Genomic DNA, 22846 nt, shown 5'->3' with positions numbered 1-22846 from the left:
AGAGGAGCTCGTCCGTGACCACACCCGACCTGCCCGCCGAGGGGCAGCCCGACGTGCCGAACGAGGGCACGGAGGCCCCCTTCGACGACGTGATCACGCTCTCCACCACCACCGGTGAGGACGGCGTCGTCACGGTGACGGTCGTCGGCGAAGTGGACACGTTCACCGCGCCGGTCCTCCGCTCGTCCCTGGACACCCAGCTCGAGCAGCAGCCGCGCGAACTCGTGATCGACCTCTCCGGCGTCCAGTTCCTCGGCTCGGCCGGCCTGGCCGTGCTCGTGGAGACGCAGAAGTCGGCGCGCAGCCGCGACGTCGAGCTCCGGCTCGTCGCCACCACCCGTGCGGTCACCCGGCCGCTGGAGGTGACCGGTCTGATCGACCTGTTCACCATCGTGGACGGCAGCGCCCGCTGAAGAAGGACCCCCTGCCCCCCACCGCTCGCTAGCTCGCGGCGGGCCCCTGCAGGGGGCCACCGACAGACGACGAGGCCCCGCTCCGGCGGGGCCTCGTCGTGTGTCCGGCCCCCGCCACGATCAGCTCACCTGATCGTGGAGCGTCCTCCCTCACGGTGCACGGTGAGGGAGGACACCGCACGATCAGGTCACCTGATCCCGGCCCCGCCGGGTCAGGCGTGCAGCAGTTGGCAGACCGCGGCCTCCAGCGCCCGCTGCGCCTCGCGGTCGTCGTCGGCGGACGCCGCCTCCTCCAGCGCCGGCGCGATCGTCTCGCCGTGCTCGAACCGGTCGACCACCCGCGGGTCGACGTAGCTGGCCTTGCAGACCGCGGGCGTGTTGCCCAGCTGCTCGGAGACCTCCTTGTAGGCGGCGCTGACCACCTTCTTGCGCGCCGTCCTCGACGCCGGCGGCGGCACCTCGGCCAGCCGGGCGGCCATGAGCACGGTGGCGTTCCACGTGCGGAAGTCCTTGGCGGTCAGCTCGGCGCCGCTGACCTCCTTGAGGTAGGCGTTGATCTCCGTGCTCGTGACGTCGCGCCAGCCGCCGTCGTCGAGCTGGTAGGCCAGCAACTCCTCGCCGGTGCCCTCGGGCCGCTCGAGCAGCTGCCGGACGACCGTCGCGGTGGGCCGGTCGGTGACCTCGACCTCCCGCTCGATGCCGCCCTTGGCGGTGTAGGCGAAGTAGGTGTTCTCCCCGCGCACCCGCACGTGCTCGCGGCGCAGGGTGGCCAGGCCGTAGGTGCCGTTCTCGTCGGCGTACTGCTCGCTGCCGACGCGGAAGGCCGCGAGGTCCAGCAGCCGGATCGCGCAGGCCAGCACCCGCTCCCGGTTGAGCCCGCGGGTCCGCAGCGCGGCGGCGATCTCGTCGCGCACGTCGGGCAACTGGTGGGCGATCTCCAGGACCCGCTCGTGCTTCTCCGCGTCCCGCCGGGCCCGCCACTCGTCGTGGTAGCGGTACTGGCGGCGGCCGGCGGCGTCCATGCCGGTGGCCTGGATGTGGCCGTTGGGCCACGGGCAGATCCACACGTCCTTCCAGGCGGGCGGGATCGCCAGCGCCCGGATCCGGTCCAGCCGGTCGTCCTTGATCAGGACGCCGTCCTCGTCGTAGTAGGCGAACCCCCGCCCGGCGCGCCGGCGCCGCCACCCGGAGCCGTGCACGTCGCTGCGCCGCAGTCTCACCCCCAGTTGATGTGCCGCGATCCGGTTGTCCAAACCGGAACGGCGCCGGTTCCCCCGGTCAGCGGACGTCGACCAGCCCCACGAGGCCGCTGATCTCCAGGACGTGCCGGGTGACCCCGCCGGCGGGCGCGTGCACGGCCAGGCGCCAGCCCGCCTCCCGCGCGATCCGGGCGACGGCCAGGACCACCCGGACCGCGGCGCTGCTGAACAGCGTCACGCCGGTCAGGTCCAGCTCGATCGGCGCCGTGCCGCCGTGGCTGGCCTCGAGCAGCCGGATCCGCAGCTGCTCGGCGGTGAGCATGTCCAGCTCGCCCTCCACCCGGACCACGGCCCGCTCGCCGGAGCGGTCGACCACCACGGCCGCCGAGGTCCCCGGGGGCAGGTGCGGGGCGTCGTCGTCGGGCCCGTGGCGCAGGCGCACCCGGAGGGTCACCGTCGTCCCGTGCTCGCCCTGCAGGACCACCCCGTCGACGAGCTGCCGCATGATCAGCAGCCCGCGGCCGCGGCTGCCGGGGTCGCGGTCCGGCGTGCGCCAGGTGCCCTCGTCCCGGACGGTGACGGTGAGGACGCCGTCGAGGTCGACGGTGGCCGTCACGTGCATGGGGCCGGGCTCGCTGTCCCGGTAGGCGTGCTCGGCGGCGTTGGCCGCCGCCTCCCCCACCGCGACCATGACGCCCACCCGGTCCTGCTCGCCCATGCCGAGCCGGTCCAGCCAGGCGCCGAGCCGGCGGCGGACCGCGGGCAGCGACGACGGCACGGCCGGCAGGTCCAGCCGCAGCGGCGCCGGCGCGTCGGCCAGCCGGTGGGCGACGAGCACGGCCACGTCGTCGGGCCGGCCGACCGGCGCCGGCAGCCGCGCGGCGACGGCCGCGGCCAGGTCGGCGGTGTCGGCCTCCTCGCTGCGCGCCACCACCGCGCGGGCCACCTCGGCGAGGTGGCTGAGCCCCTGGGTGGGCGGGGAGCCGGCGGCGGCCACCGCGCCGTCGGAGAAGAGGACGACGGTGGCCCCCTTCTCCAGCACGGCGTGCGAGACCTCGGTCCGCGTGCCGGGCACGGTGCCCAGCGGCGGGCGCGCGACCAGCGGCAGGTAGGAGGTGCTGCCGTCGGCGCCGACGACCAGCGGCGCCGGGTGCCCGGCGGCGGCGTAGGACAGCCGGCCGGAGCCGGACTCCAGGACGGCGTAGAAGACCGACGCGCCCTCCACGTCGTCCATCTGCGCGGCGAACTCGTCGAGGGCGGTGACCACCGCACCCGGCCACGGGTCGCGCATGGCGATCGAGCGCATCGCGCCGCGCAACCGGCTCATCGCGCCGGCCGCCGGGACACCCGACCCCACGGCGTCCCCGATGACCAGGGCGAGCCGGCCGGCCCCGAGCGGGACGGCGTCGTACCAGTCCCCGCCCGCCGCGCCGACGGACGTTGCCCGCTCGTAGCTGCCCGACACGCGGATGTCGGGCAGCAGCGGCAGGGACGGGGGCAGCAGCGCCGACTGCACCTGCTCGACGACGTCCCCGCGCGGGTCGTCGGACGAGCCGTCGCCGCCGGCCTCCAGGACGAGCAGGACGCCGGCCCCCCCGGCCACGGTGAGCGGCTGGACGACCAGCGTGGCCGGCGCGCCGTCGGCGCCGAGCAGGCCGGTGACGGCCTCCGTGCGGCCCGTCCGCAGCGCCTCGGCGGCCAGCTCGGTCACCGGCCGGCCGGCCACCAGGGGCAGGTGCGCGCCGTCGGGGCCGAGCTCCCGGGCGCGGGCGTTGGCCCAGACCGGCGACAGGTCGGCGCCGGCCAGGCAGACGATAGCGGCGGGGGCGTGCTCCAGGGCCGCCACGAGCGTGGCCTGGCCGCTCTCGTCGGCGGGCACGGTGTCCGGCGAACGGGCGCCCTCGGTGGTGTCCATCTTCGGCCAGTGGACACCAGCCCCCAGGCTCCGGCAACCGCGCCGGCGGGGGTTTGGCGGCCCCCGTCCGCCGGGTATCACGGGCCGTCGGCGCCGCGACCGGAGCCGCCCGGGCACCGCGGCCCGGCGCGGGCTTCGGGCAGGATGGTGCGCCGGGGCCGGTGCCGCCGAGGTGCCCGGCCCGGACGAGGGATCGAGGAGAGACGACGCATGGTGGATCGCAGGGGTGCCGTCGGGCAGGACGGGCGGCGAGCCGAACGGCTGGAACTGCGGGTGCCCACCACACCGACCCAGCTGCCCGCGGTGCGGGCCATGGCCGGTGACCTGGCCATCCGGATGGACTACGACCTGGACTCCGTCGAGGACCTGCGCCTGGCCGTCGACGAGGCGTGCGCCACGCTGGCCGCGATCGGCGCGCCGGACGAGCCGCTGACCGTGGTGTTCGAGACGACGCGCAGCGGCCTGCACATCGACGCGTGGGTGCCGACCGCCGACGGGACCGACGTGCCCCGCGACGGCTTCGGCTGGGCGGTGCTGCAGACCCTGGTCGACGACGTCGACGCCCGGCCGGCCACCCAGGCCGACGTACCCGGCGGCGACGGCACGGCCACCGCGGTCGCCGTCATCTCGGTGGACAAGTACCTGCCGGGCCAGCACCCGAGCTCCGTGGGCGGCTCGGACCGGAACGTCTCGGTCGCGCGGTGACCCCGGGGGCCGCCACCGAACAGACCGCCGAGGAGGAGACCCTGCGCGGCGATGAGACCGTCCCCCCGAACGACCCGGATGCCGACGAGGTGATCGACGCCGCCGAGGAGAGCGAGCAGGCCGACGCCGTCGAGGAGGACGACGCCGACGCCGAGGAGGACACCGCGGCCGTGCCGGCGCCCCGCGGGGAGGCCGAGGACGCCGCCCCCGTGTCGGACAACCGGCGCCGCGCCGAGCGGACCGCGCCGCTGTTCGCCGAGCTGGCCACGCTGGACAAGGACGACCCCCGCCGCGAGCGGCTGCGGGAGATCCTGGTCGAGGAGCACCTGCCGCTGGTGCGGCACTTCGCCCGCCGGTTCAGCAACCGCGGCGAGCCGTTCGACGACCTGCTCCAGGTGGGCACGCTCGGCCTGATCGCCGCGATCGACCGGTTCGACCCGACGCGCGGGGTGGAGTTCCTCTCCTTCGCCGTCCCGACGATCACCGGGGAGATCAAGCGGCACTTCCGCGACCAGGGCTGGTCGGTGCGGGTGCCGCGGCGGCTGCAGGAGCTGCACCTGTCGCTGAACTCGGCCGTCGGGGAGCTCGCCCAGAAGAACGGGCGGGCGCCGACCCCCAGCGAGCTGGCCGAGCACCTGGGCATCCCGCGGGAGGAGGTCCTCGAGGGCCTCGCCGTCGCCAACGCCTACCGCAGCAGCTCGCTCGACGAGCGGCTGTCCGGCGAGGACGACTCCCCCACCCTCGCCGCGACCCTGGGCGAGGAGGACGCCGCGCTCGAGGGCGTGGAGTACCGGGAGTCGCTGCAGCCGCTGCTGGCCACGATCCCCGCCCGCGAGCGGCGCATCCTGATCCTGCGGTTCTTCGGCAACATGACCCAGTCGCAGATCGCCGCCGACATCGGCATCTCGCAGATGCACGTGTCGCGGCTGCTCAGCCAGACGCTGGCCAAGCTCCGCGAGGGCCTGCTCAAGGACTGAGTCACCGTCGGCCTCCCGGCCGACACCGCGGCCAGGAGCCGTCCCCGACCGGCGTGGAGCCCCGCCCCGTGGACCGGTCGGGGACCCTCCGGGTCCCGCGACCGGTCCACGGTGGGACTACTGCTGCGGAGGCGCGGGCGGCTGCTGCCCCGGCAGCGGCGGCATCGTCGGGGCCTCCTCAGCGGCGGCGTGCGCCATGGAGTCCGTCGGCGGCATCGTCGGCGAGGGGACGGCCGGCACCGTGTCGGCCAGCTCGGTCATGTGGATCTGCGCCTCGGGCTGCTCGGCGGCCGGCGGGAGCTGCGACTCGAACCAGTCGCTGGTGTCCATCTCCCGCGCCGGCCCCGACGTGCCGTTCGACGGTCCGACGTCCATCCACGAGCGGGCGTCGCCGTCCGCGCCGCCCATCCGGGCCAGCCCCTCCAGCGCCTTGCTGAACTCGCTGGGGACGATCCACATCTTGTTCGCGTCGCCCTGGGCGATCTGCGGCAGCGTCTGCAGGTACTGGTAGGCCAGCAGCCCCTGGTCGGGCTTGCCGTCGTGGATGGCCTGGAACACCGTCTCGATCGACTTGGCCTGGCCCTGCGCCTGCAGGTACAGCGCCGCCCGCTCGCCCTCGGCCCGCAGGATGCGGCTCTGCCGCTCCGCCTCGGCCTCGAGGATCGCGGCCTGCTTCTTGCCCTCCGCCGACAGGATCGCGGCGGCCTTCTGGCCCTCGGCCGTGGTGATCTGCGACTGCCGCTGACCCTCGGCCTGCAGGATGATCGCGCGCTTGTCGCGGTCGGCGCGCATCTGCTTCTCCATCGAGTCCTGGATGGACGGCGGCGGGTCGATGGCCTTGATCTCCACGCGGGCGACCCGCAGCCCCCACGGCCCGGTGGTGCCGTCGAGCACCGAGCGCAGCTGGCTGTTGATGCCGTCGCGGCCGGTGAGCGCCCCCTCGAGGTTGAGCCCGCCGACGACGTTGCGCAGCGTCGTGGTGGTCAGCTGCTCCATGCCGGTGATGTAGTTCGCGATGCCGTACACGGCCAGCCGCGGGTCGGTGACCTGGAAGTAGACGACGGTGTCGATGCCCACCTGCAGGTTGTCGGCGGTGATCACCGGCTGCGGCGGGAACGAGATGACCTGCTCGCGCAGGTCGATGGTGGCGCGCACGCGGTCGATGAACGGCACCAGGATCGACAGGCCCGGCGACAGGGTGCGGCTGTAGCGGCCCAGCCGCTCGACGACCTTGGCCTGGGCCTGCGGCACGATCGTGACGCTCTTGGCGATCACGATCAGCGCCAGCAGCGCGACGACGACGACCGCGATGAGTGCGGGGGTCACGGGAGGGCTCCGTCCGTAGGTGTGGGGTGGGACTTCACTCGAGCTCCAGGGCGTCGCCGACGACGGCGGTCGCGCCGTCCACCTGGAGGATCCGCACGGTGGCGCCGACCGGGAAGCTCTCGCCGGCGTACTGCGTGCGCGCCGTCCACTCGTCGGCGCCGAGCAGGATGCGGCCGCCGTGGCCGTCGACGGCCTGCGAGACCCGGGCGGTGCGGCCGACCAGCGTGGCGACGCCGTCCAGCTGCTCGGGCGTGCGGTCGACCAGGTGCCGCTTGGCCAGCGGCCGGACCAGCGCCAGCAGGACGGCGGAGACGGCGACGAACGCGACGACCTGCCAGACGACGGCCCCGCCGAGCAGCGCCACGGTCATGCCGCCGAGCGCGCCGCCGGCGAACATCAGCAGCGTCAGGTCGAGGGTGGCCATCTCGCCGGCGGCGAAGAGCCCGGAGGCGATCAGCCAGAGCACCCAGGGATCCACGGGCTCACTCTGGCACCCGCCCCGCCGACCAGGAACGGGGACGGCGATGACGTCACACGACCGTAGTCGGAGGGGCGTCCCCCGGGCGACGTAGCCTCGCGGGCGTGCACGACCTCCCCGCCGGCCGGTTCGCCGCCTGGGCCACCGCCTGGCTGTCGGACCGCTGCTCCTTCGACGAGGCCCTCGACGCGCTGACCGGCGACACGGCGCACTCCGTCTCCGGGATGCCGGGCACCGCGGGCGCGGTGCCGCTGGGCGAGGCCCTGGCGTCCCTGCGCGGGCTGGGCGAGCGCCGGCTGCGCCTGGTGCTGCCGGTCGCCGGCGACGTCCGCGGCCTCCCCCGCGTGCCCGGCCTGGCCGAGGCGGCGCTGGAGGCCGGCTCGGCCGCGGTCGGCGACGCGGTCGCCCTGGTGCCACAGCCGCTGGGCGGGGAGATGGTCGCCTGGACGGCGTTCCCCCTGCCCCCGGCGCTGCTGACCCCGCCGCCGGTCGAGGGCCGGCTGCGGGCGGTGTCCGGCGAGCTGGACCTGGCCGTCGGCGACGCCGCCCGCACGCTCGTCGACCTCGACCTGGCCCGGTGGCACCCCGAGGTGCCGACGCTGCTGGCCGGGATGGCCCGGGCCGCGCAGGTGCCCGGCCTGCCGGCCGACACCGACCCGCTGGCGCTGTCGGTGCTGGCGCGGGCCCAGCGGCTGGCCCGGGTGCTCGACCTGGCGATGGCCGACGCCCCGGGTGGCGCGGTCACGACTAGCCAGGCCGCCGCGCGCGACGAGGCGCTGCGCCCGCTGGCCTCCGCCGTCCGGGCGGCACTGACCGCGGCCTACAACGCCGTCCCGCGATGACACCGTCGTCCTCCGGACGACACCGCGGGACGAGACCTGCCGGGGACGGCTGCCCACCCGAGGGGACCGGTCGCGGGGGCCCGGAGGGCCTCCCGACCGGGACATGGGCAACGGCTCGGGTCAGGTCGGGGACGGCTCCTGGCCGCGGGGTCGCCCGGTAGGGCGACGCTCGACATGGCAACAGGCCGCCGGGCAGTTGGTGCCCAGCCGCGGCGGGCCGCCGGCGCGGCGCTCCTGCAGCAGCTCGCGCACGGTCGCGACGAACGCCGGGTGTGTGCCGGCGGTCGCCGCCCGCACGAACGCCAGCCCGAGCCCGGCGGCGGTCTCCCGCGCCTCGTGGTCGAGGTCCCACACGACCTCGAGGTGGTCGCTGACGAACCCCACCGGGAGGAGGACGACCGCCCGCTCCCCCGCCGCGGCCAGCGTGCGCAGGTGGTCGTTGACGTCGGGCTCCAGCCAGGGCACCGACGGCGGGCCGCTGCGGCTCTGCCACACGAGGTCGAACGACCGCCCCGGGTCGACGGCGTCCACGACCGCGCGGGCCGCGGCGTGCAACTCGTCCTGGTAGGCGCCGCCGTCGGGACCGGCGACCGCCGCCATCGCGTCGGGGATCGAGTGCGCGGTGGCGACCAGCCGCGCGGTGCCGCGCACGTCGGCGGGCAGCTCGGCGAGCGCCGCGGCCAGCGCGTCGGCGTTGGCCCGCACGAAGCCGGGAGCGTCGAAGTAGTGCGGCAGCTTCTCCGCGGTGGGCGCCGCCCGGCCGAGCGCGGCGCGGGCCCGGGCGACGTCCTCGTGGTACTGCCGGCAGCCGGACGCCGAGGCGTAGGCGGAGGTGGCGAAGACGTACACGTGCTCGACGCCGTCCTCGGCCATCTGCCGCCAGGCGTCCTCGACGTAGGGCGCCCAGTTCCGGTTGCCCCAGTAGACCGGCAGGCCGACTCCGGCCGCGGCCAGGTCCGCCTCGACGGCGGCGATCAGCGCCCGGTTCTGGTCGTTGATCGGGCTCACGCCGCCGAAGTGGTGGTAGTGCTCGGCGACGGCCTCGAGCCGCTCGCGCGGGATGCCGCGGCCGCGGGTGACGTTCTCGAGGAACGGCATCACGTCGTCCGGGCCCTCGGGCCCGCCGAAGGAGAGCACGAGCAGCGCCTCCCGCCGGCCGGCGGGCGCGGGCGCGGCGGACGGCTCCGCGCCGCCGTTGTTGCGCACGGCCAGCGACGGGTCGTCGTCGGGGCGCTGGCCGGGGTGGAGGTCGACGTCGGTGGCGCGGGGCACGGGGAGGGTTCGCCTGCCGGGGCCCGGTCGGATGCGGGTCAGACGCCGACGGCGTGGAAGCCGCCGTCGACGTGCACGATCTCGCCGGTGGTGGCCGGGAACCAGTCCGACAGCAGCGCGACGACGGCCTTGCCGGCGGGCTCGGTGTCGGTCACCGACCAGCCCAGCGGCGCACGGCCCTCCCAGGCCTCCTCGAACTGCTTGCTGCCGGGGATGGACTTCATCGCCATGCTGCGCAGCGGCCCGGCCGCGACCAGGTTGACCCGCACGCCGTCGGGGCCCAGCTCCCGGGCGAGGTAGCGGGAGGTGGACTCCAGCGCGGCCTTGGCCGCGCCCATCCAGCCGTACACGGGCCAGGCCACCGACGCGTCGAAGGTCAGGCCGACCACCGACGCCTGCGCACCGAACAGCGGCCGGCAGGCCTGGGTCAGCGAGGCCAGGGACCAGGTCGACACCTGGAAGGCGGTGGCCGCGTGCTCCCAGGCCACCTCGGGAAAGCCGTCGCCCATCGCCTCCTGAGGGGCGAAGCCGATCGAGTGCACGACGCCGTCGAGCACCGCGTCGTCGCCGCCCAGGTGCTCGCGCAGCCGGTCGGCGAGCGTGGCGAGGTGCTCGGTGTCGGTGACGTCCAGCTCGACGACCGGCGGCTCCTGCGGCAGCCGTTTGGCGATCCGGCGGGACAGCGACAGCGCCCGGCCGAAGTTGGACAGGACGACGGTGGCGCCCTGCTCCTGGGCGATCCGCGCGGCCGCGAACGCGATCGACGCCTCGGTGAGCAGGCCGGTCACCAGGATCTTCTTCCCGGCCAGCAGGCCGGTCGCCGTCGTGTCCGTCATCAGTGCCCCATCCCCAGTCCGCCGTCGACCGGGACGACCGCCCCGGTGATGTAGCCGGCGTGCTCGCCGGCGAGAAAGGTGACGACCCCGGCGATCTCCTCGGCCGAGGCGTACCGCCCCAGCGGCACCTGGCCGAGGATCTCCTGCTGCCGCTTCTCGGGCAGCGCCGCGGTCATGTCGGTCTCGACGAAGCCCGGCGCCACCACGTTCGCGGTGATCCCGCGGCCGCCGAGCTCGCGGGCGATGGAGCGGGCCAGGCCGACCAGCCCGGACTTGCTCGCCGCGTAGTTCACCTGGCCGGCCGAGCCGAGCAGGCCGACCACCGAGGAGACGAACACCATCCGCCCGGCGCGGGCGCGCACCATCTTCGGGGTGGCCCGCTTGGCGACCCGGTAGGCGGCGGTGAGGTTGGCGTCCAGGACGTCGGTGAAGTCGTCCTCCTTCATCCGCATGAGCAGCCCGTCGCGGGTGATGCCGGCGTTGCTGACCAGGACCTCGACGGGCCCTTGGTGCTCCTCGACCTCGGTGAACGCCCGGTCGACGGCCTCGGTGTCGGTGACGTCGCACGTCACCCCGAACAGCCCGTCGGGGACGCCGCTGCCGCGGTGGGTCACCGCCACGGCGTCGCCCTGCGCGGCGAAGGCCCGGGCGATCGCCAGGCCGATCCCCCGGTTGCCGCCGGTCACCAGCACCGACCTGCTCACGTGCACTCCCTGCGCCGACGCTCCCCGTGCCGACTACCGAACCTAGTGCCCGGGCCGCGGGCGCACTCGGGGGCCGCCGGAGTCGGCCGGCCGCCACGCCCGGGTGACCGAGGCGCGGCAGGCGGCCGGGTCGTCGCCGGCCGCGGTCAACAGGGCCACCGCCGTCTCGATCGAGTGACCGGCCACCACGTCGTCGGGCAGGACGCCCTGCCCGACGAGGGAGAGCAGCCCGTGCCCGGCGAGCCACAGCCGGGTGGCCACGCCGGCCGGGTCCGCGTCCAGGCGCCCGTCGTCGCGGGCGCGGGTGACGGCGGCGACCAGGACGGCGAGGCCGCGGTCGGCACCCGCCGGGTCCTCCAGATCGGCCACGGCGTCGAACATCGCCCGGTAGAGGGCCGGGTGCTCCAGCGCGTTGGCGGCGTAGGCGACGCCGAGCGCGGCCACGTCGTGCACGGGGTCGTCGGTGCGTGGGACGTCGGCCAGGCGCGCGGCCAGCCGGGTGAAGCCCTCCTGCCGGACCGCCCGCCACAGCCCGGGCATGCCGCCGAAGTGGGTGTAGACGGCCATGGTGGACGCGCCGGTGCCCTCGACCAGCGAGCGCAGGGTGACCGGCTCGCGAGCGGCGAGCATGCGGGCGGCGCGCTCGACCAGCCGGCGGCGCACGTCGGGATCGGCGGTCCTCGGCACGGACTTGACGATACATGGCATTGCTATACAATGCTACGGCCCCACACCCGAGGAGGTCCCCATGTCCGTGGAACTGGTCAACCCGGCCGGCCTGCCCGTCCCCGACGTCTACGCCCAGGTCGCCGTCGCCCGCGGGTCCCGCACCGTCTACCTCGCCGGGCAGGTGGCCCGCACGGCCGACGGCGCGCCCGTCGGCGCCGACGACCTGGCCGCCCAGACCGAGCAGGCGTTCCTCAACGTCGCCACAGCGCTGGCGGGCGCGGGCGCGACGTTCGACGACGTCGCCAAGCTGACCGTCTACGTCGTCGACTGGGACCCGTCGAAGTCCGCCGCCTTCGGCGAGGGCGCCGGCAGGGCGGCCGCGCGGCTGGGCGTGGACCCGGTCAAGCCGGTGACGCTGATCGGGGTCAGCGCCCTGGGCGAGCCGGACCTGCTCGTGGAGATCGACGCGGTCGCCGTCTGCGACTGACGCGGCGGCACACTGGAGCGGTGAGCCTCTCCGACCTGCGCACGGCCCGCGGCGTCGTCCGGCTGCTGAACACCGGCGACGGCGGCGTGCTCTGCCTGGCCGGGGAGGTCGACGCCGCGGCGGTGACCGACTTCGTCCGCCGCTACGGCCGCGAGCCGGTCCGGGTGGCGGCGATCGACGCCGGGTCGGTCACCGGCCTGTCGCCGTCCGGGCTGGAGATCCTGCTCGACCACCTGGAGCTCGCCGAGCGCACGGGGCGCCCGGCGGCGCTGCGCCGGTCGGCGGTGGTGGCGCGGTCGCTGGCCGAGGCCGGCGGCGCGCCTCAGTCCGCGAGCGACGCGTTGTAGAGCTGCTTGCGCACCCACCCGGCAAGGCAGTGCAGCGCCGCGTGGCCCTCGGCCGAGGCGAAGCCCTGCTCGACGCGGATCGCATCCAGGAGGGCGGAGCTGTCGGCCGTCCCGGTGCGGGCGAAGCGCTCGAGCACCTGACCGGACGGCGTCGGGCTCCGCAGCATCCCCGCGATGCCCAGGGCGACGCGGTCGGAGACGGCGACGGTGACCGGTGCCCGCGCGACCGCACTGCGGGCGTCCAGGACCTCGGCGACCTCGCTGAGCACGGTGAGATCGCTGGCCGGGCCGGTGGCCCTGCAGTGGATGATCACGATCCCCCCTCGGAACGTTCGTACGGGTGCACGGAGGAGCATCGGCGCCGCCGGAGCGGAACTGCAACGGCCGGGAGGCCGGGACCGCTCGCAGGGGTGAGGCGCCGGCGTCAGCCCGGCGGGGCGGTCGCCGGGTCCAGCTCGACGGCGTACGAGGTGATCGCGGTGACCACGCCGCCGGCGAACTCGTGGACGTCGCAGGAGGAGACGACCGACACCTCGTCGCCGTCGGTGTAGCGGGTGACCGTGTCGACCGCCACCGCCGCGGCGTCGGCCACGACCAGGACCCGCAGCGGCTCCACGGTCGTGGTCGCCAGGGCGGCGAGGGTCGCCTCGCAGGCGTCGGCGACGCCCTGCCGGCCGCGGACGGGTGGGCCGCCGCCCACCGCCGTCCAGACGACGTCCTCCGCCAGGGCGGGGTAGGCGTCCCGGAACCGGTGCCGGGAGCAGGCCTCGGCGATGTCGCGCGGGGTGCTCATGCCAGGGAGACCGCCGGGGCGCCCGGGATCCATCGGTCGACCGGGACCCCCTGCTTTGGGCGGCGCGCGGGAGGTCCGTCCCGCGCGACAGTGGTCCGGCGAGCGATGCCCAGCAGCGAGCACCGGGGGTCAGGACCATGGCGGAGCAGTCCGGGACGGACGCCGGCACCGGGGGCCGCCGGTCCCCCGCCCGCCGGCAGCCCCGCCGGGCGTGGCAGCAGGCGCCGGCCCTGTGCCGCAGCGCGGCGGTGGTCGTGGCCGTCGCCGCGCTGACGGCGACCTCCCAGGCCAGCGGGGCCGGGACCACGGTGCCGGGCGCGTCGGCGGAGCAGCCCGGGCCGGTGTCGCGCGCGTACCCCGACCGGGCCGGCGACCTGGCGCCGGCGGCGTCCGCGTGGGCCTCCCCCTCGGCGGCCACCGCCGCCGCGGCGGGCACCTCGGCGGCCGGCGCCCCCGCCGGGTCGACAGCCGGGTCCGCGGCCGGGGGGATGCCGGTGGCCGCCTCCGCCCTCACCGCCAGCGGCATCCCGTCGGTCGCGCGGGAGGCCTACGACGCCGCCGCGGCCGCCGCACCCCCGGACTGCGGCATCACCTGGTCGCTGGTGGCCGCCATCGGCCGGGTCGAGTCCAACCACGGGCGCTTCGCGGGCGCCGTCCTGCAGACCGACGGCCGGTCGTCACCGCCCATCCGCGGGATCGCCCTGGACGGCACCCGCTCGGCCCTGATCCGCGACACCGACGGCGGCCGCCTCGACGGCGACACCCTCTACGACCGCGCCGTCGGCCCGATGCAGTTCATCCCGTCGACGTGGGCCTCCTACGGCGCCGACGGGGACGGCGACGGGACCGAGGACCCCTTCGACATCCACGACGCCGCCCTGGCCACCGCCCGGTACCTGTGCGCCGCGGGCCGCGACCTGACCACCGTCGACGGGCAGCGGCGTGCGGTGTTCGCCTACAACCACTCCGACGACTACGTGGCGACGGTGCTGACGCTCGCGGCCGAGTACGCCGGGACGCCGGTGCCCACCATCCCGACCGAGGCCGTGCCCCCGCCGTCGGTCCCGCCGGCCAACCCGGCCCCGCCGCCGGCGCTGGCCGCGGTCACCCCTCCCCCGGCGCCCGCGCCGGCCCCCGCCGCACCGCCGACGACGGCGCCCCCGGCCGGGACCACCCCGCCGCCGCCGCCGGCCGCGCCGACCGTGCCTCCGGCGACCACCCCGCCCCCGTCGACGGCTCCGGCGACGCCCTCGACGACCCCGCCGCCGTCGACGCCGACCACCCCACCCGCGACGACGCCGCCTCCCCCCTCGACGACCCCGCCTCCCTCGTCGACACCACCTCCCTCGACGACGCCGCCTCCTCCTCCGACGACGACGACGACGCCGCCACCGCCTCCCAGCCCGACACCGCCGCCGCCGCGCGCGCCTGCTCCCAGCACGCCGCCTCCCCCGACGACGCCGGCGCCCTCGCCCACCCCGACTCCCACGCCGACGGCCACGTCGGAGCCCGCCGCGACCTCGGCGGCGGCGACGACGGACGCACCGGCTCCGACGACCGAGCCCCCGCCCACCCCGACGCCGGCCGGGTAGCGGCCCTGGTGGGCGGGTCCGCGGTCGACCGGCCGCCGCGGGCGCGCGGCCCTAGGTTGGACCCGTGTTCTTCCTCTTCGGGTTCGGCACCAAGCAGCGGGACCTCGGACCCGGTGCGGTGCGCACCTGCCCGAACTGCGGCAACACCACCGCCTGGGCGCGGGTGCGGGAGGCGCGGCAGCTCACCGTCTTCTTCGTGCCCGTCGCCCGCTGGGGACGACGGGACCTCGAGATCTGCCCGGTCTGCGGCGTCGCCGCCGAGGTCTGAGCCCGCGGCCCGGGTCGTCCCACCACCCGCCCGCCACCCCGTGCACCGCACCGACCCCGGCCGGCGCACGGTCAACATCTGACGAAGCGGACCGGTTCGTCTCGTCCTCCTCGTCCTCGTGCGTGGGGTCGCCGTCCCCCTACGGTCGGTGACAGCACGAACGCGCACCGGCGGCGAACGCCGGCGCGACGCTCCCGACCGGCTCCCCGAGGAGAACCCGTGACCCTGCCCCAGCGCTCCCCCGCTCCGGCTCTCGCCCGCCAGGCCGCCCTGGCCCAGCGCCCCCTCCCGCGGCCCGCCGGCGCCCTCCCGCCGGTGCGTCCCGTCCCCGCCGGGCTGCGGCCGCAGCCGGGGGTCGCCCCGGCGGCCCAGCGCCCGGCGGTGGACCGGACCCCGCGGTTCCTCACCGTCGCCGAGGTCGCCGGGATCATGCGGGTCTCCAAGATGACCGTGTACCGCCTCGTGCACGGCGGCGAGCTGGCGGCGGTCCGCGTCGGCCGGTCGTTCCGGGTGCCCGAGCCGGCGGTCCGCGAGTACCTCGCCGAGGCGCGCACCGACGTCGCCTGAGGCCGGTCCCGCCCGCCCCCGCGGGACGGGTGTGACCGGTGGGGACCGTGTGGCGCGGCGCCGCCGCGGACCGGGCCGCCGGGCGCACCATCGGCCGGTGCCCGCCCGACCGGACGCCGTCGCCGCGCTCCCGACCGCCCCGGGGGTGTACCGCTTCCGGGACGGCGCCGGGCGCGTGCTCTACGTCGGCCGCGCCACCGACCTGCGCCGCCGGGTCAGCTCCTACTGGGGCGACCTGCGGGATCGGCGCCACCTGCGCCGCATGGTGCCGCGGGTCGCCGGCATCGAGGCCCTGGTCTGCGACTCCGCACACGAGGCCGCGTGGGCCGAGCGCAACCTGCTCGAGCGGTCGCTGCCCCCGTGGAACCGGGTCGTCGGCGGCGCGGAGGTGCCCGTCGTCATCCGGATGGACCCCTCGCCGGAGGCGCCGCGGCTCGACGTCGTCGACGAGCAGCGGCCGGCACCGGGGGTGCGGACCTTCGGCCCCTACCTCGGCGCCCGCCGGGCGCGGCTGGCGGTCTCCGGGCTCGGCCGCGTGTACCCGTTGGGCCACGCCGGTCCGGCCCGGTCCGCCGGGGCCAGGGAGCTGGCGCGGCTGCGCGGCGCGCAGGACGCCCCGGTGGCCCAGCTCGCCGCGGCCCTGACCTCCGTCCTCGAGCGGGAGCCGGCCGCGGTGGCGACCGCCCTGGCGGCGCTCACGCAGCGGCGGGACGCCGCGGCCCGGGCGCAGGCCTACGAGGCCGCGGCCCGGCTGCAGGAAGAGATCGAGGCGGTGCAGTGGGTGGTCGCGCCGCAGCGGGTCACGATGGCGGGGCCGGGCGCCGACCAGGACGTCACCGGCTGGGCCGGAGAGGTGCTCGTCCGGCTCGGCATCCGGGGCGGCCGGCTGCGCTCCTGGGAGCAGGAGACGTGCGCCGCCGCCGCGCCGGGCACCCGCGCGCCGCGCGGGTGGACGCCGTTCCTCCGCCGCAACGCCGAACTGGCCGCCCGGCTCGTCGCGCTGCCCGTCGGCTGAGCCGGGTCCCCGACGACGGCGGCCGGGGCAGCGGCCATGGCCGGACCGTCATGCGTGCCGTGCAGATCACCGAGTTCGGTGGCCCCGAGGTCCTCGACGTCGTCGACCTGCCCGACCCCGTACCCGGGGACGGGCAGCAGCTGTTCGACGTCTCCACCGTCGGCATCGACTACGCCGACACCCACCACCGGCAGTCGTCGAACTGGCATGAGCCAGGACGGCCACGTTCATGCGTCGTTTCACAGCGGCTTCCGGCCCCGCCGATTGCCCTGTCGGCGACCGCTGGCAGCGGCACGCTTCTGAGCATGGCTGGATGTCGAGATCGCGGTGGCGCTCGGCTCGTGTCGCCCTGACCCCGACCGGCTGCACGTATGCCGTCCGTCACCCTGCACGGCGTTCGGCCAGCACGCTCCATGGACCCGACGCGCTCGAAGTCCGTGATTCTGGGCTCCAGCCCGGATCGTCGGCGGCGTCGCGGACCGCCCGGCCAGCGGCCCGATGGGGCTGGCGAGCGACCGCCGGTCCGGTGTCTACGGTCCCCCGACCGCGAGCACAGCAGTTCCGCGCCGCGTACCGGGGGAACGAGCCGTGCGGACAACGGCCCAGGTCCGGCAGTTGGACGCGGCGGGGGTGCGCCGGGTCGCGCCGCCAGCCCGCCGGCAGGTCCTCGTCGACCTCGAGCGGCACGGGGATGGGTGGCGTGTGCTGCCGCCCGGCGTCGTAGAGGACGAAACGGGCGCCTTCCCGGGGCTGAGGCAGCGTCGGCATCGTCATGACGCACTCCCGGCGACATCCGACACCTGGGGCGAGCGCCCCCGGAGGGAGCAACCGTGGAGCAGTGGTCGCGTCGGTGGCATGCATTCGAACATACGTTCGACGTACGACGGTCGCCACCCCACGTCGCGCGCGAACCACACGCCCCGGTGCCGCGGGGCCTCGGGTGGCGGCGGCGTGGCCCGCTGTTCCGAGCACCCGGGGCCGGCACGGGGCAGCTGCGCATCCGCTTCGCTGCGACGTCGTGCAGGTCGGCGATGCGGTCATCGGCTCCCTCGCAGCGGGCAGGGCAAGCTGACCCCGTGCACCACATCGGGATCGACCTCGCCTGGGGGCTCAAACAACCCACCGGCCTGGCCGTGCTGGACGACGCCGGCCGGCTGGTGCACGTCGGCGCCGTGCGCACCGATGAGCAGATCGAGGCCGCGCTGGCCCCGTTCACCGCCGGCCCGTGCATCGTGGCGATCGACGCCCCGCTGGTGGTCACCAACGCCACCGGGAACCGGGCCGCCGAGCGGGCGCTCAACGCCGATTTCGCGAAGTTCCAGGCTGGGGCCCACCCGACGAACACCGGCAAGCCCGAGTTCACCGATGGTGACACCCGCGGCGGGCGGATCGGCCGGCGCTTCGGGCTGGACCTCGACCCCCGCTCGGGCCGCGACCGCCGGGCGATCGAGGTCTACCCGCACGCGGCGACTGTGGCGCTGTTCCGGCTGGGCCGCACGCTGAAGTACAAGAACAAGCCGGGCCGGACGCTCGAGCAGATGCGCGCGGAGCTGCTACTGCTCGTCGACCTGCTGGGCGCAGTGGTCGAGCTCGAGCTCGGTGCACCGTTCGCCGCCCTGCGCCAACAGGTGCAGGCCGCCACTCGCAAGAGCGAGCTGCGGGTGGCGGAGGACCAGGTCGACGCCGTGGTGTGCGCCTACGTGGGATGGATCGCCGTCCGGCGCCCGGACGAGGTGACCACCTACGGCGACGCGGCCGGCGGCGCCATCGTGACCCCGACCCTGCCGCCGGACCTACAGCCCGGCCCACGGGTCGCCGCCCCCCCGCCCGACCCGGTGCAGCAGGCCATCCAGGCGTACGCCGACGGCCGGCCCGAGACCCTGCTCGCCGGGGCGCAGGCGCTCGCGCTCGTCACCGGGCTGCTCGACGACGCCGGGATCAACTACCTGTCGGTGACCGGACGGACCAAGACCGTCGCCTCGTTCGCGGAGAAGGCGGCTCGCACGGTCGACGGCGCGCCTGCCTATCCGGACCCGGCACGGGACATCACCGACCAGATCGGCGTGCGGGTGATCACCTACGTGCAGAGCGACGTGGAGGCGGTCGCCGAGCTGCTGGCCGCGCAGGTGCGGGTGATCGACGACCGCGACATGGGGCGGCGGACCGCGCAGCAGGGCCGGTTCGGTTACTCCAGCCGGCACCTGCTGATCGGCGTGCACCCGGGTCGGGCGGGCGAGCTGCCGGAGCTGGTCGGGCGCGTGGTGCAGGTCCAGGTGCGCACGGTGCTGCAGCACGCCTGGGCGGAGTTCGAGCACGACATCCGCTACAAGGGCACGGTGCCGGACGAGCACGCCTCCGAGTTCGACCGCCGGTTCACCCTGGCCGCCGGGTTGCTGGAGCTGGCCGATCAACAGTTCACCGCGATCCGCGAGCGCCTCCGGGCACCGGTTCCCGGCGACGAGGCCGACGACGTCGACCCCGACGACCCCCGGATCGCGCCCCGGGAACTGGCTGCGTTCCTGGCCGGGCAGTTCGCCAACGCCGGCTGGTCGCGCCCGGATCACTACACCTGGATCTCCGGCCTGCTGCTCGAACTGGGGGTGACCAGCCTGGTGGAGCTGGGCGAGGTGCTGCGCGGCACCGACGACAGCAGCATCACCGCCCGGATGGACTACCGCTATCCCCCGGGTGCCGTGCGCCGGCTGGACGACATGCTGCTGGCCGGCTTCGGGCAGCGGTACGTGGACCTGCACGGCAACGCCGACCGGCGGGCCGCGCTGACCACCCGGCTGCAGCGGCTCGCCGACGGCTGACCGGCGCTCCGTCGAGCTCGCCCACGACCACGTCCACCTCTGGATCCGACGGCTCAGCACGACGCCGCGGCCGAGCAACCCGGCGACCGGCGAGGCCGGCCGGAACGACGTCCGGGCGTGAGCAGGTCATAGCCTCACTCCCATGCGCGCAGTCCAGATCACCGAGTTCGGTGGACCCGAGGTCATGAACGTCGTCGATCTGCCCGACCCCACCCCCGGGGACGGTGAGCAGCTCTTCGACGTCTCCACCGCCGGCATCAACTACGCCGACACCCACCAGGCGGAGAACTCCTACCTCGCGCCCCAGACGCTGCCGCTCGTCCCGGGCGCCGAGTTCGTCGGGACGCCGGCCGGCGGCGGGCCGCGGGTGGTCGGCCTGCTCGACGGCGGCGGCTACGCCGAGAAGGTGGCCGCGCACCCGCGGCTGACCTGGGAGGTCCCGGACGGCGTGACCGACGAGCAGGCGCTGTCGGTCGTCCTGCAGGGCGCGACCGCCTGGCACCTGCTGCGGACCAGCGCGCACCTGGCGGCCGGCGAGTCCGTCGTCGTCATCGCCGGCGCCGGCGGGGTCGGCTCGCTGGCCGTGCAGCTGGCCCGCCGGTGGGGCGCCGGCCGGGTGATCGCCACCGCCTCCAGCCCGGAGAAGCGGGCGCTGACCGAGGAGCTGGGCGCCGACGCCTCGGTCGACCCGGCCCTCGCGAACGACGACCCCAAGGCCTTCACCGCCGCGCTGCGCGAGGCCAACGGCGGGAAGCCGGTCGACATCGTGCTCGAGATGACCGGCGGCAACGTCTTCTCCGGCTCGCTGTCGGCGCTGGCGCCCTTCGGCCGGCTGGTCACCTACGGGATGGCCGCGCGCGAGGAGACCCGGTCGGTGCCGCCCGGGATGCTCATGCAGCGCAGCCGCGCCGTCATCGGCTTCTGGCTGGCCCACTGCATGGCCCGGCCGCAGATGATGGACGACGCCATGACCGAGCTGCTGCCGCTCGTCGCCGACGGCGCGCTGCGCCCCGTGATCGGCGGCCGGTACCCGCTGTCCGCCGTCCGCGAGGCCCACCAGGACCTCCGCGCGCGCCGGACCACCGGCAAGCTCGTCCTCGACCCTCGTCGCTGAAACAGCGGTGACCGGTCACAGCTGGTGACCGGTTACCGCTCCCCCGTGGCGCGCGTCTCACCCGCTCGGCTGGCCGGCCTCGCCTGATCGGGTGGAGAACCCCCTGCGGCCGGTTCCCGCTCCCTACGGTCGGTGACGGCCGCAGTTGGGGGACAGCGCCGTTTCCTTCCGTGTCTGCGGTCATCGATCGAGCACGGGGGGAATTCGTGTCACGACGCACGCTCAGATCCGGACGGTTGCGGCCAGGTGCCGCCGCGTTCGGGCTGTCACTCGCACTGCTGGCCGGGGTGACCGGCTGCACCTGGCCCGACGTCAGCATGAGCCCGGACCTGTCCGCCGGCTCGGCGGCCGAGGCCACCGACACCGCCGACTCCGACGCCGGCACCGACGCCGACTCCGGCGAGGCCGCCGACGAGGCAACGGCCGCCGAGTCCGGGGCCGCCGGTACCGAGGCGGCCGCCGCCTCGGCCGCACCGGTCCGGCCGGTCGGCGACCTCGACACCGGGTCGCTCACCCGCGTGCTGGCCGCCGGCGCCCAGGACGTCGTCATCGACTACTGGACCGCCCAGCAGGCCACGCAGTGGACGGCGGACGGCGAGAAGACCATCCAGCTGTCGGCCCACATCGAGGGCGGCGACGGCGACGAGGACACCGAGGTCCTGGTCACCCGCTTCGCCGTCACCGCCGACGACGGGACCGCCCGCTCCGTGGTGGTCGAGGACCGCGGCGAGTTCGCGATCATGCCGCCGTTCAGCTACAGCACCGCGTTCACCGTCCTGCCGTCCGCGCCGACCGCCGACGCCGTGACCCTCTACGTCCAGTTCGACCTGCTCGTCGAGACCGAGCCGGGCTCCCAGCGCTACTACCGCCAGACCGTGCTCGACACGCTCGAGCTCCCGCTCCTCCAGGAGGACCCGAAGTGACCGAGCTCGTCGTCCACGGCATGCGGCGCTCCACCGACCGCGTGCACCTGCTCGCCCGCGGCGAGCAGGGCGTCCCCGACATCACCTCGCTGGTGCCCGCCGAGTTCGGCGGCCCGGCCGCCGAGGAGCAGCGCCGCACGGCCACGATCAGCTGCATCATCCCGGCGTACAACGAGGAGTCGACGATCGCCGACGTCCTCACCTCGCTGCTGGCGCAGACCCGGCCGCCGGACGCCATCCACGTGATCATCAACAACACCGACGACGACACCCCGGAGATCGCCGCGCAGTTCGCCGGCGAGCACTTCCGCGTCGTCAAGGGCGAGGCGTACCACACCGTCGTCCACATCCACGACATCGGCGAGAACCCGGACAAGAAGGTCGGCGCCCTCAACTTCGGCTACTTCGTCAGCCGCGGCTACGACTACATCCTGGGCGTCGACGGCGACACCACCCTCGACCGGCGCTGCGTCGAGTGGCTGGAGAAGGAGATGGTCACCGACCCGCGCATCGGCGGCCTGTCGGCGATCTACACCTTCGACAAGTCCAAGGTGAAGGGCGCCATGGCGAAGTACCTGGTCGCCGGGCAGCGCGCCCAGTTCGCCGGGTTCAACATGGACAACCTCATCCGGGGCCGCAACATGGCGGTCCTCGGCGGCCAGTGCAGCCTCTTCAGCGTCCGCGCGCTGGAGGCGGTCATGTACCGATACCGCCAGTCCGCCCCGTGGGTGCGCGACTCGGAGGTCGAGGACTCCAAGCTGTCGCTGCAGATCAAGGACGCCGGCTTCAACACGAAGATCAGCGCCCGGGCGCGGGCCTTCGTGGGTCCGATGACGACGCTGCGCGCCCTGCACGGGCAGCAGGTGAAGTGGAACTTCGGCGGCATCGACCTGCTGTGGCCGGGGCAGCGCGGCGACACCAAGGGCCAGCCGATGCACCCGAACCTGCGGCTGCGCTGGTACGAGAACATCTCGATGCTGTTCAACATCGGCACGCGCATGTCGTTCGCGCTGCTGCTGGCGGCGGCGCTGTCGATCGACGCGTTCGTGTTCAACCCGGTCTGGCTGATCCCGCCGGCGGTGGCGACGCTGCTGAACCTGCGGATCGCCCTGTCCATGCACGACAAGAGCGCGTCGGACCTGCTCTACGCGGTCCTGTTCGCCCCGGCCGAGCTCTACATGTGGATCCGGATGGGGCACTTCATGACCGCGTGGGTGCAGTTCCTGTCGCGGTCGGAGAAGGACAACTGGGCCGCGCAGGCGGCGGCCGAGAAGGGCCGCGGGTCGGCGTACGTGATGCCGGCGGTCTGCGCGGTCGCCACGTTCCTCGTGCTGATCTACGCGTGGAGCCAGCAGAGCGTCGGCGTGCAGTCGGCGATCCTGTCGATCGGCTGGCCGGTGCTCTACCTGATCACCGTGCTGCAGACGCTCTTCATGATCAAGAAGCTGTTCCGCCGCCAGAAGGGCTTCACGGTCTGACGACGAACGCTCCGTGAGCGGAGGGGGGGGGGGGGGGGGGGGGGGGGGGGGGGGGGGGGGGGGGGGGGGGGGGGGGGGGGGGGGGGGGGGGGGGGGGGGGGGGGGGGGGGGGG

General features: G+C 75.4%; 25 protein-coding genes. 15 read left to right on the top strand and 10 right to left on the bottom strand.

The window, feature by feature from the left end:
* Positions 1-14: 14 nt before the first annotated feature.
* Entirely contained in the window at positions 15-413 is a 399-nt protein-coding gene (locus ACI79F_RS08265) for an STAS domain-containing protein (RefSeq protein ID WP_456545733.1), read from the top strand.
* A 212-nt stretch (positions 414-625) separates the two neighbouring features.
* Here ACI79F_RS08265 and ACI79F_RS08260 read toward each other — a convergent pair whose 3' ends face one another.
* Complete coding sequence (locus ACI79F_RS08260) at positions 626-1633, bottom strand: DNA topoisomerase IB (protein WP_456545734.1); 1008 nt, start codon at positions 1631-1633, stop codon at positions 626-628.
* 58 nt (positions 1634-1691) lie between these two features.
* The gene (locus tag ACI79F_RS08255) at positions 1692-3527 is read right to left on the bottom strand and encodes a SpoIIE family protein phosphatase (RefSeq protein WP_456545735.1); all 1836 of its coding nucleotides are present in this window, start codon (positions 3525-3527) and stop codon (positions 1692-1694) included.
* 273 nt (positions 3528-3800) lie between these two features.
* Between ACI79F_RS08255 and ACI79F_RS08250 the strand changes: the two genes are divergently transcribed.
* Positions 3801-4232, top strand: a complete 432-nt coding sequence (locus ACI79F_RS08250; RefSeq protein WP_456545736.1) for an ATP-binding protein — start codon at positions 3801-3803, stop codon at positions 4230-4232.
* The gene (locus ACI79F_RS08245; RefSeq protein ID WP_456545737.1) at positions 4229-5209 is read left to right on the top strand and encodes an RNA polymerase sigma factor SigF; all 981 of its coding nucleotides are present in this window, start codon (positions 4229-4231) and stop codon (positions 5207-5209) included. The genes ACI79F_RS08250 and ACI79F_RS08245 overlap by 4 nt, the downstream gene beginning before the upstream one ends.
* A 117-nt stretch (positions 5210-5326) precedes the next feature.
* Here the strand turns inward: ACI79F_RS08245 and ACI79F_RS08240 are convergent, their stop codons facing one another.
* Positions 5327-6535 (bottom strand): SPFH domain-containing protein, encoded by a 1209-nt coding sequence (locus ACI79F_RS08240; protein ID WP_456545738.1) that lies wholly within the window; start codon positions 6533-6535, stop codon positions 5327-5329.
* A 34-nt stretch (positions 6536-6569) separates the two neighbouring features.
* Positions 6570-7013, bottom strand: a complete 444-nt coding sequence (locus ACI79F_RS08235) for an NfeD family protein (protein WP_456545739.1) — start codon at positions 7011-7013, stop codon at positions 6570-6572.
* 104 nt (positions 7014-7117) lie between these two features.
* Here ACI79F_RS08235 and ACI79F_RS08230 point away from each other — a divergent pair, with 104 nt between their 5' ends.
* Positions 7118-7855 carry a hypothetical protein gene (locus ACI79F_RS08230; protein ID WP_456545740.1) on the top strand — a complete coding sequence of 246 codons (738 nt, stop codon included), beginning with the start codon at positions 7118-7120 and terminating at the stop codon, positions 7853-7855.
* Between the two features lie 120 nt (positions 7856-7975).
* On the opposite strand, the gene ACI79F_RS08225 is transcribed toward ACI79F_RS08230, so the two are convergent.
* The 4 genes from ACI79F_RS08225 to ACI79F_RS08210 are packed head-to-tail and all read right to left on the bottom strand — an operon-like array spanning position 7976 to position 11354.
* Entirely contained in the window at positions 7976-9127 is a 1152-nt protein-coding gene (locus ACI79F_RS08225) for a ferrochelatase (RefSeq protein ID WP_456545741.1), read from the bottom strand.
* A 38-nt stretch (positions 9128-9165) separates the two neighbouring features.
* Positions 9166-9963, bottom strand: a complete 798-nt coding sequence (fabI, locus tag ACI79F_RS08220; protein WP_456545742.1) for an enoyl-ACP reductase FabI — start codon at positions 9961-9963, stop codon at positions 9166-9168.
* On the bottom strand, positions 9963-10667 hold the full coding sequence (fabG, locus tag ACI79F_RS08215) for a 3-oxoacyl-ACP reductase FabG (RefSeq protein ID WP_456545743.1): 705 nt from the start codon (positions 10665-10667) through the stop codon (positions 9963-9965). Before fabG ends, fabI begins: the two co-directional genes overlap by 1 nt.
* Before the next feature lie 42 nt (positions 10668-10709).
* A complete protein-coding gene (locus ACI79F_RS08210) occupies positions 10710-11354 on the bottom strand; it encodes a TetR/AcrR family transcriptional regulator (protein WP_456545744.1) in 645 nt (214 codons plus the stop codon).
* 61 nt (positions 11355-11415) lie between these two features.
* Here ACI79F_RS08210 and ACI79F_RS08205 point away from each other — a divergent pair, with 61 nt between their 5' ends.
* Both ACI79F_RS08205 and ACI79F_RS08200 read left to right on the top strand, forming a co-directional pair.
* The gene (locus ACI79F_RS08205) at positions 11416-11823 is read left to right on the top strand and encodes a RidA family protein (RefSeq protein WP_456545745.1); all 408 of its coding nucleotides are present in this window, start codon (positions 11416-11418) and stop codon (positions 11821-11823) included.
* Positions 11824-11843: 20 nt separating this feature from the next.
* Positions 11844-12170, top strand: a complete 327-nt coding sequence (locus ACI79F_RS08200; protein WP_456545746.1) for a hypothetical protein — start codon at positions 11844-11846, stop codon at positions 12168-12170.
* On the opposite strand, the gene ACI79F_RS08195 is transcribed toward ACI79F_RS08200, so the two are convergent.
* Both ACI79F_RS08195 and ACI79F_RS08190 read right to left on the bottom strand, forming a co-directional pair.
* A complete protein-coding gene (locus ACI79F_RS08195; protein ID WP_456545747.1) occupies positions 12146-12484 on the bottom strand; it encodes a hypothetical protein in 339 nt (112 codons plus the stop codon). The two genes, ACI79F_RS08200 and ACI79F_RS08195, sit on opposite strands and share 25 nt — an antisense overlap.
* 110 nt (positions 12485-12594) lie before the next feature.
* The gene (locus ACI79F_RS08190; protein ID WP_456545748.1) at positions 12595-12963 is read right to left on the bottom strand and encodes a nuclear transport factor 2 family protein; all 369 of its coding nucleotides are present in this window, start codon (positions 12961-12963) and stop codon (positions 12595-12597) included.
* A gap of 137 nt (positions 12964-13100) precedes the next feature.
* Here ACI79F_RS08190 and ACI79F_RS08185 point away from each other — a divergent pair, with 137 nt between their 5' ends.
* The 9 genes from ACI79F_RS08185 (at position 13101) to ACI79F_RS08145 (ending at position 22733) form a co-directional block, all read left to right on the top strand.
* Positions 13101-14555, top strand: coding sequence for a lytic transglycosylase domain-containing protein (locus tag ACI79F_RS08185; protein ID WP_456545749.1), 1455 nt, complete (start codon positions 13101-13103; stop codon positions 14553-14555).
* Between the two features lie 64 nt (positions 14556-14619).
* Complete coding sequence (locus ACI79F_RS08180) at positions 14620-14823, top strand: zinc-ribbon domain-containing protein (RefSeq protein ID WP_456545750.1); 204 nt, start codon at positions 14620-14622, stop codon at positions 14821-14823.
* Positions 14824-15042: 219 nt separating this feature from the next.
* Positions 15043-15390 (top strand): helix-turn-helix domain-containing protein, encoded by a 348-nt coding sequence (locus tag ACI79F_RS08175; protein ID WP_456545751.1) that lies wholly within the window; start codon positions 15043-15045, stop codon positions 15388-15390.
* Positions 15391-15487: 97 nt separating this feature from the next.
* Entirely contained in the window at positions 15488-16405 is a 918-nt protein-coding gene (locus ACI79F_RS08170; protein ID WP_456545752.1) for a hypothetical protein, read from the top strand.
* Between the two features lie 59 nt (positions 16406-16464).
* On the top strand, positions 16465-16758 hold the full coding sequence (locus ACI79F_RS08165; RefSeq protein ID WP_456545753.1) for a hypothetical protein: 294 nt from the start codon (positions 16465-16467) through the stop codon (positions 16756-16758).
* A 723-nt stretch (positions 16759-17481) separates the two neighbouring features.
* Positions 17482-19218 carry a DUF429 domain-containing protein gene (locus tag ACI79F_RS08160; protein ID WP_456545754.1) on the top strand — a complete coding sequence of 579 codons (1737 nt, stop codon included), beginning with the start codon at positions 17482-17484 and terminating at the stop codon, positions 19216-19218.
* Between the two features lie 142 nt (positions 19219-19360).
* Positions 19361-20332 carry a quinone oxidoreductase family protein gene (locus ACI79F_RS08155; RefSeq protein WP_456545755.1) on the top strand — a complete coding sequence of 324 codons (972 nt, stop codon included), beginning with the start codon at positions 19361-19363 and terminating at the stop codon, positions 20330-20332.
* Positions 20333-20568: 236 nt separating this feature from the next.
* A complete protein-coding gene (locus ACI79F_RS08150; RefSeq protein WP_456545756.1) occupies positions 20569-21255 on the top strand; it encodes a hypothetical protein in 687 nt (228 codons plus the stop codon).
* On the top strand, positions 21252-22733 hold the full coding sequence (locus ACI79F_RS08145) for a glycosyltransferase family 2 protein (RefSeq protein WP_456545757.1): 1482 nt from the start codon (positions 21252-21254) through the stop codon (positions 22731-22733). Before ACI79F_RS08150 ends, ACI79F_RS08145 begins: the two co-directional genes overlap by 4 nt.
* The last annotated feature ends 113 nt before the right edge of the window (positions 22734-22846 follow it).

It is taken from the genome of Blastococcus sp. SYSU D00868 (assembly GCF_054050575.1).
This window is presented reverse-complemented; position numbering and strand designations above follow the sequence as displayed.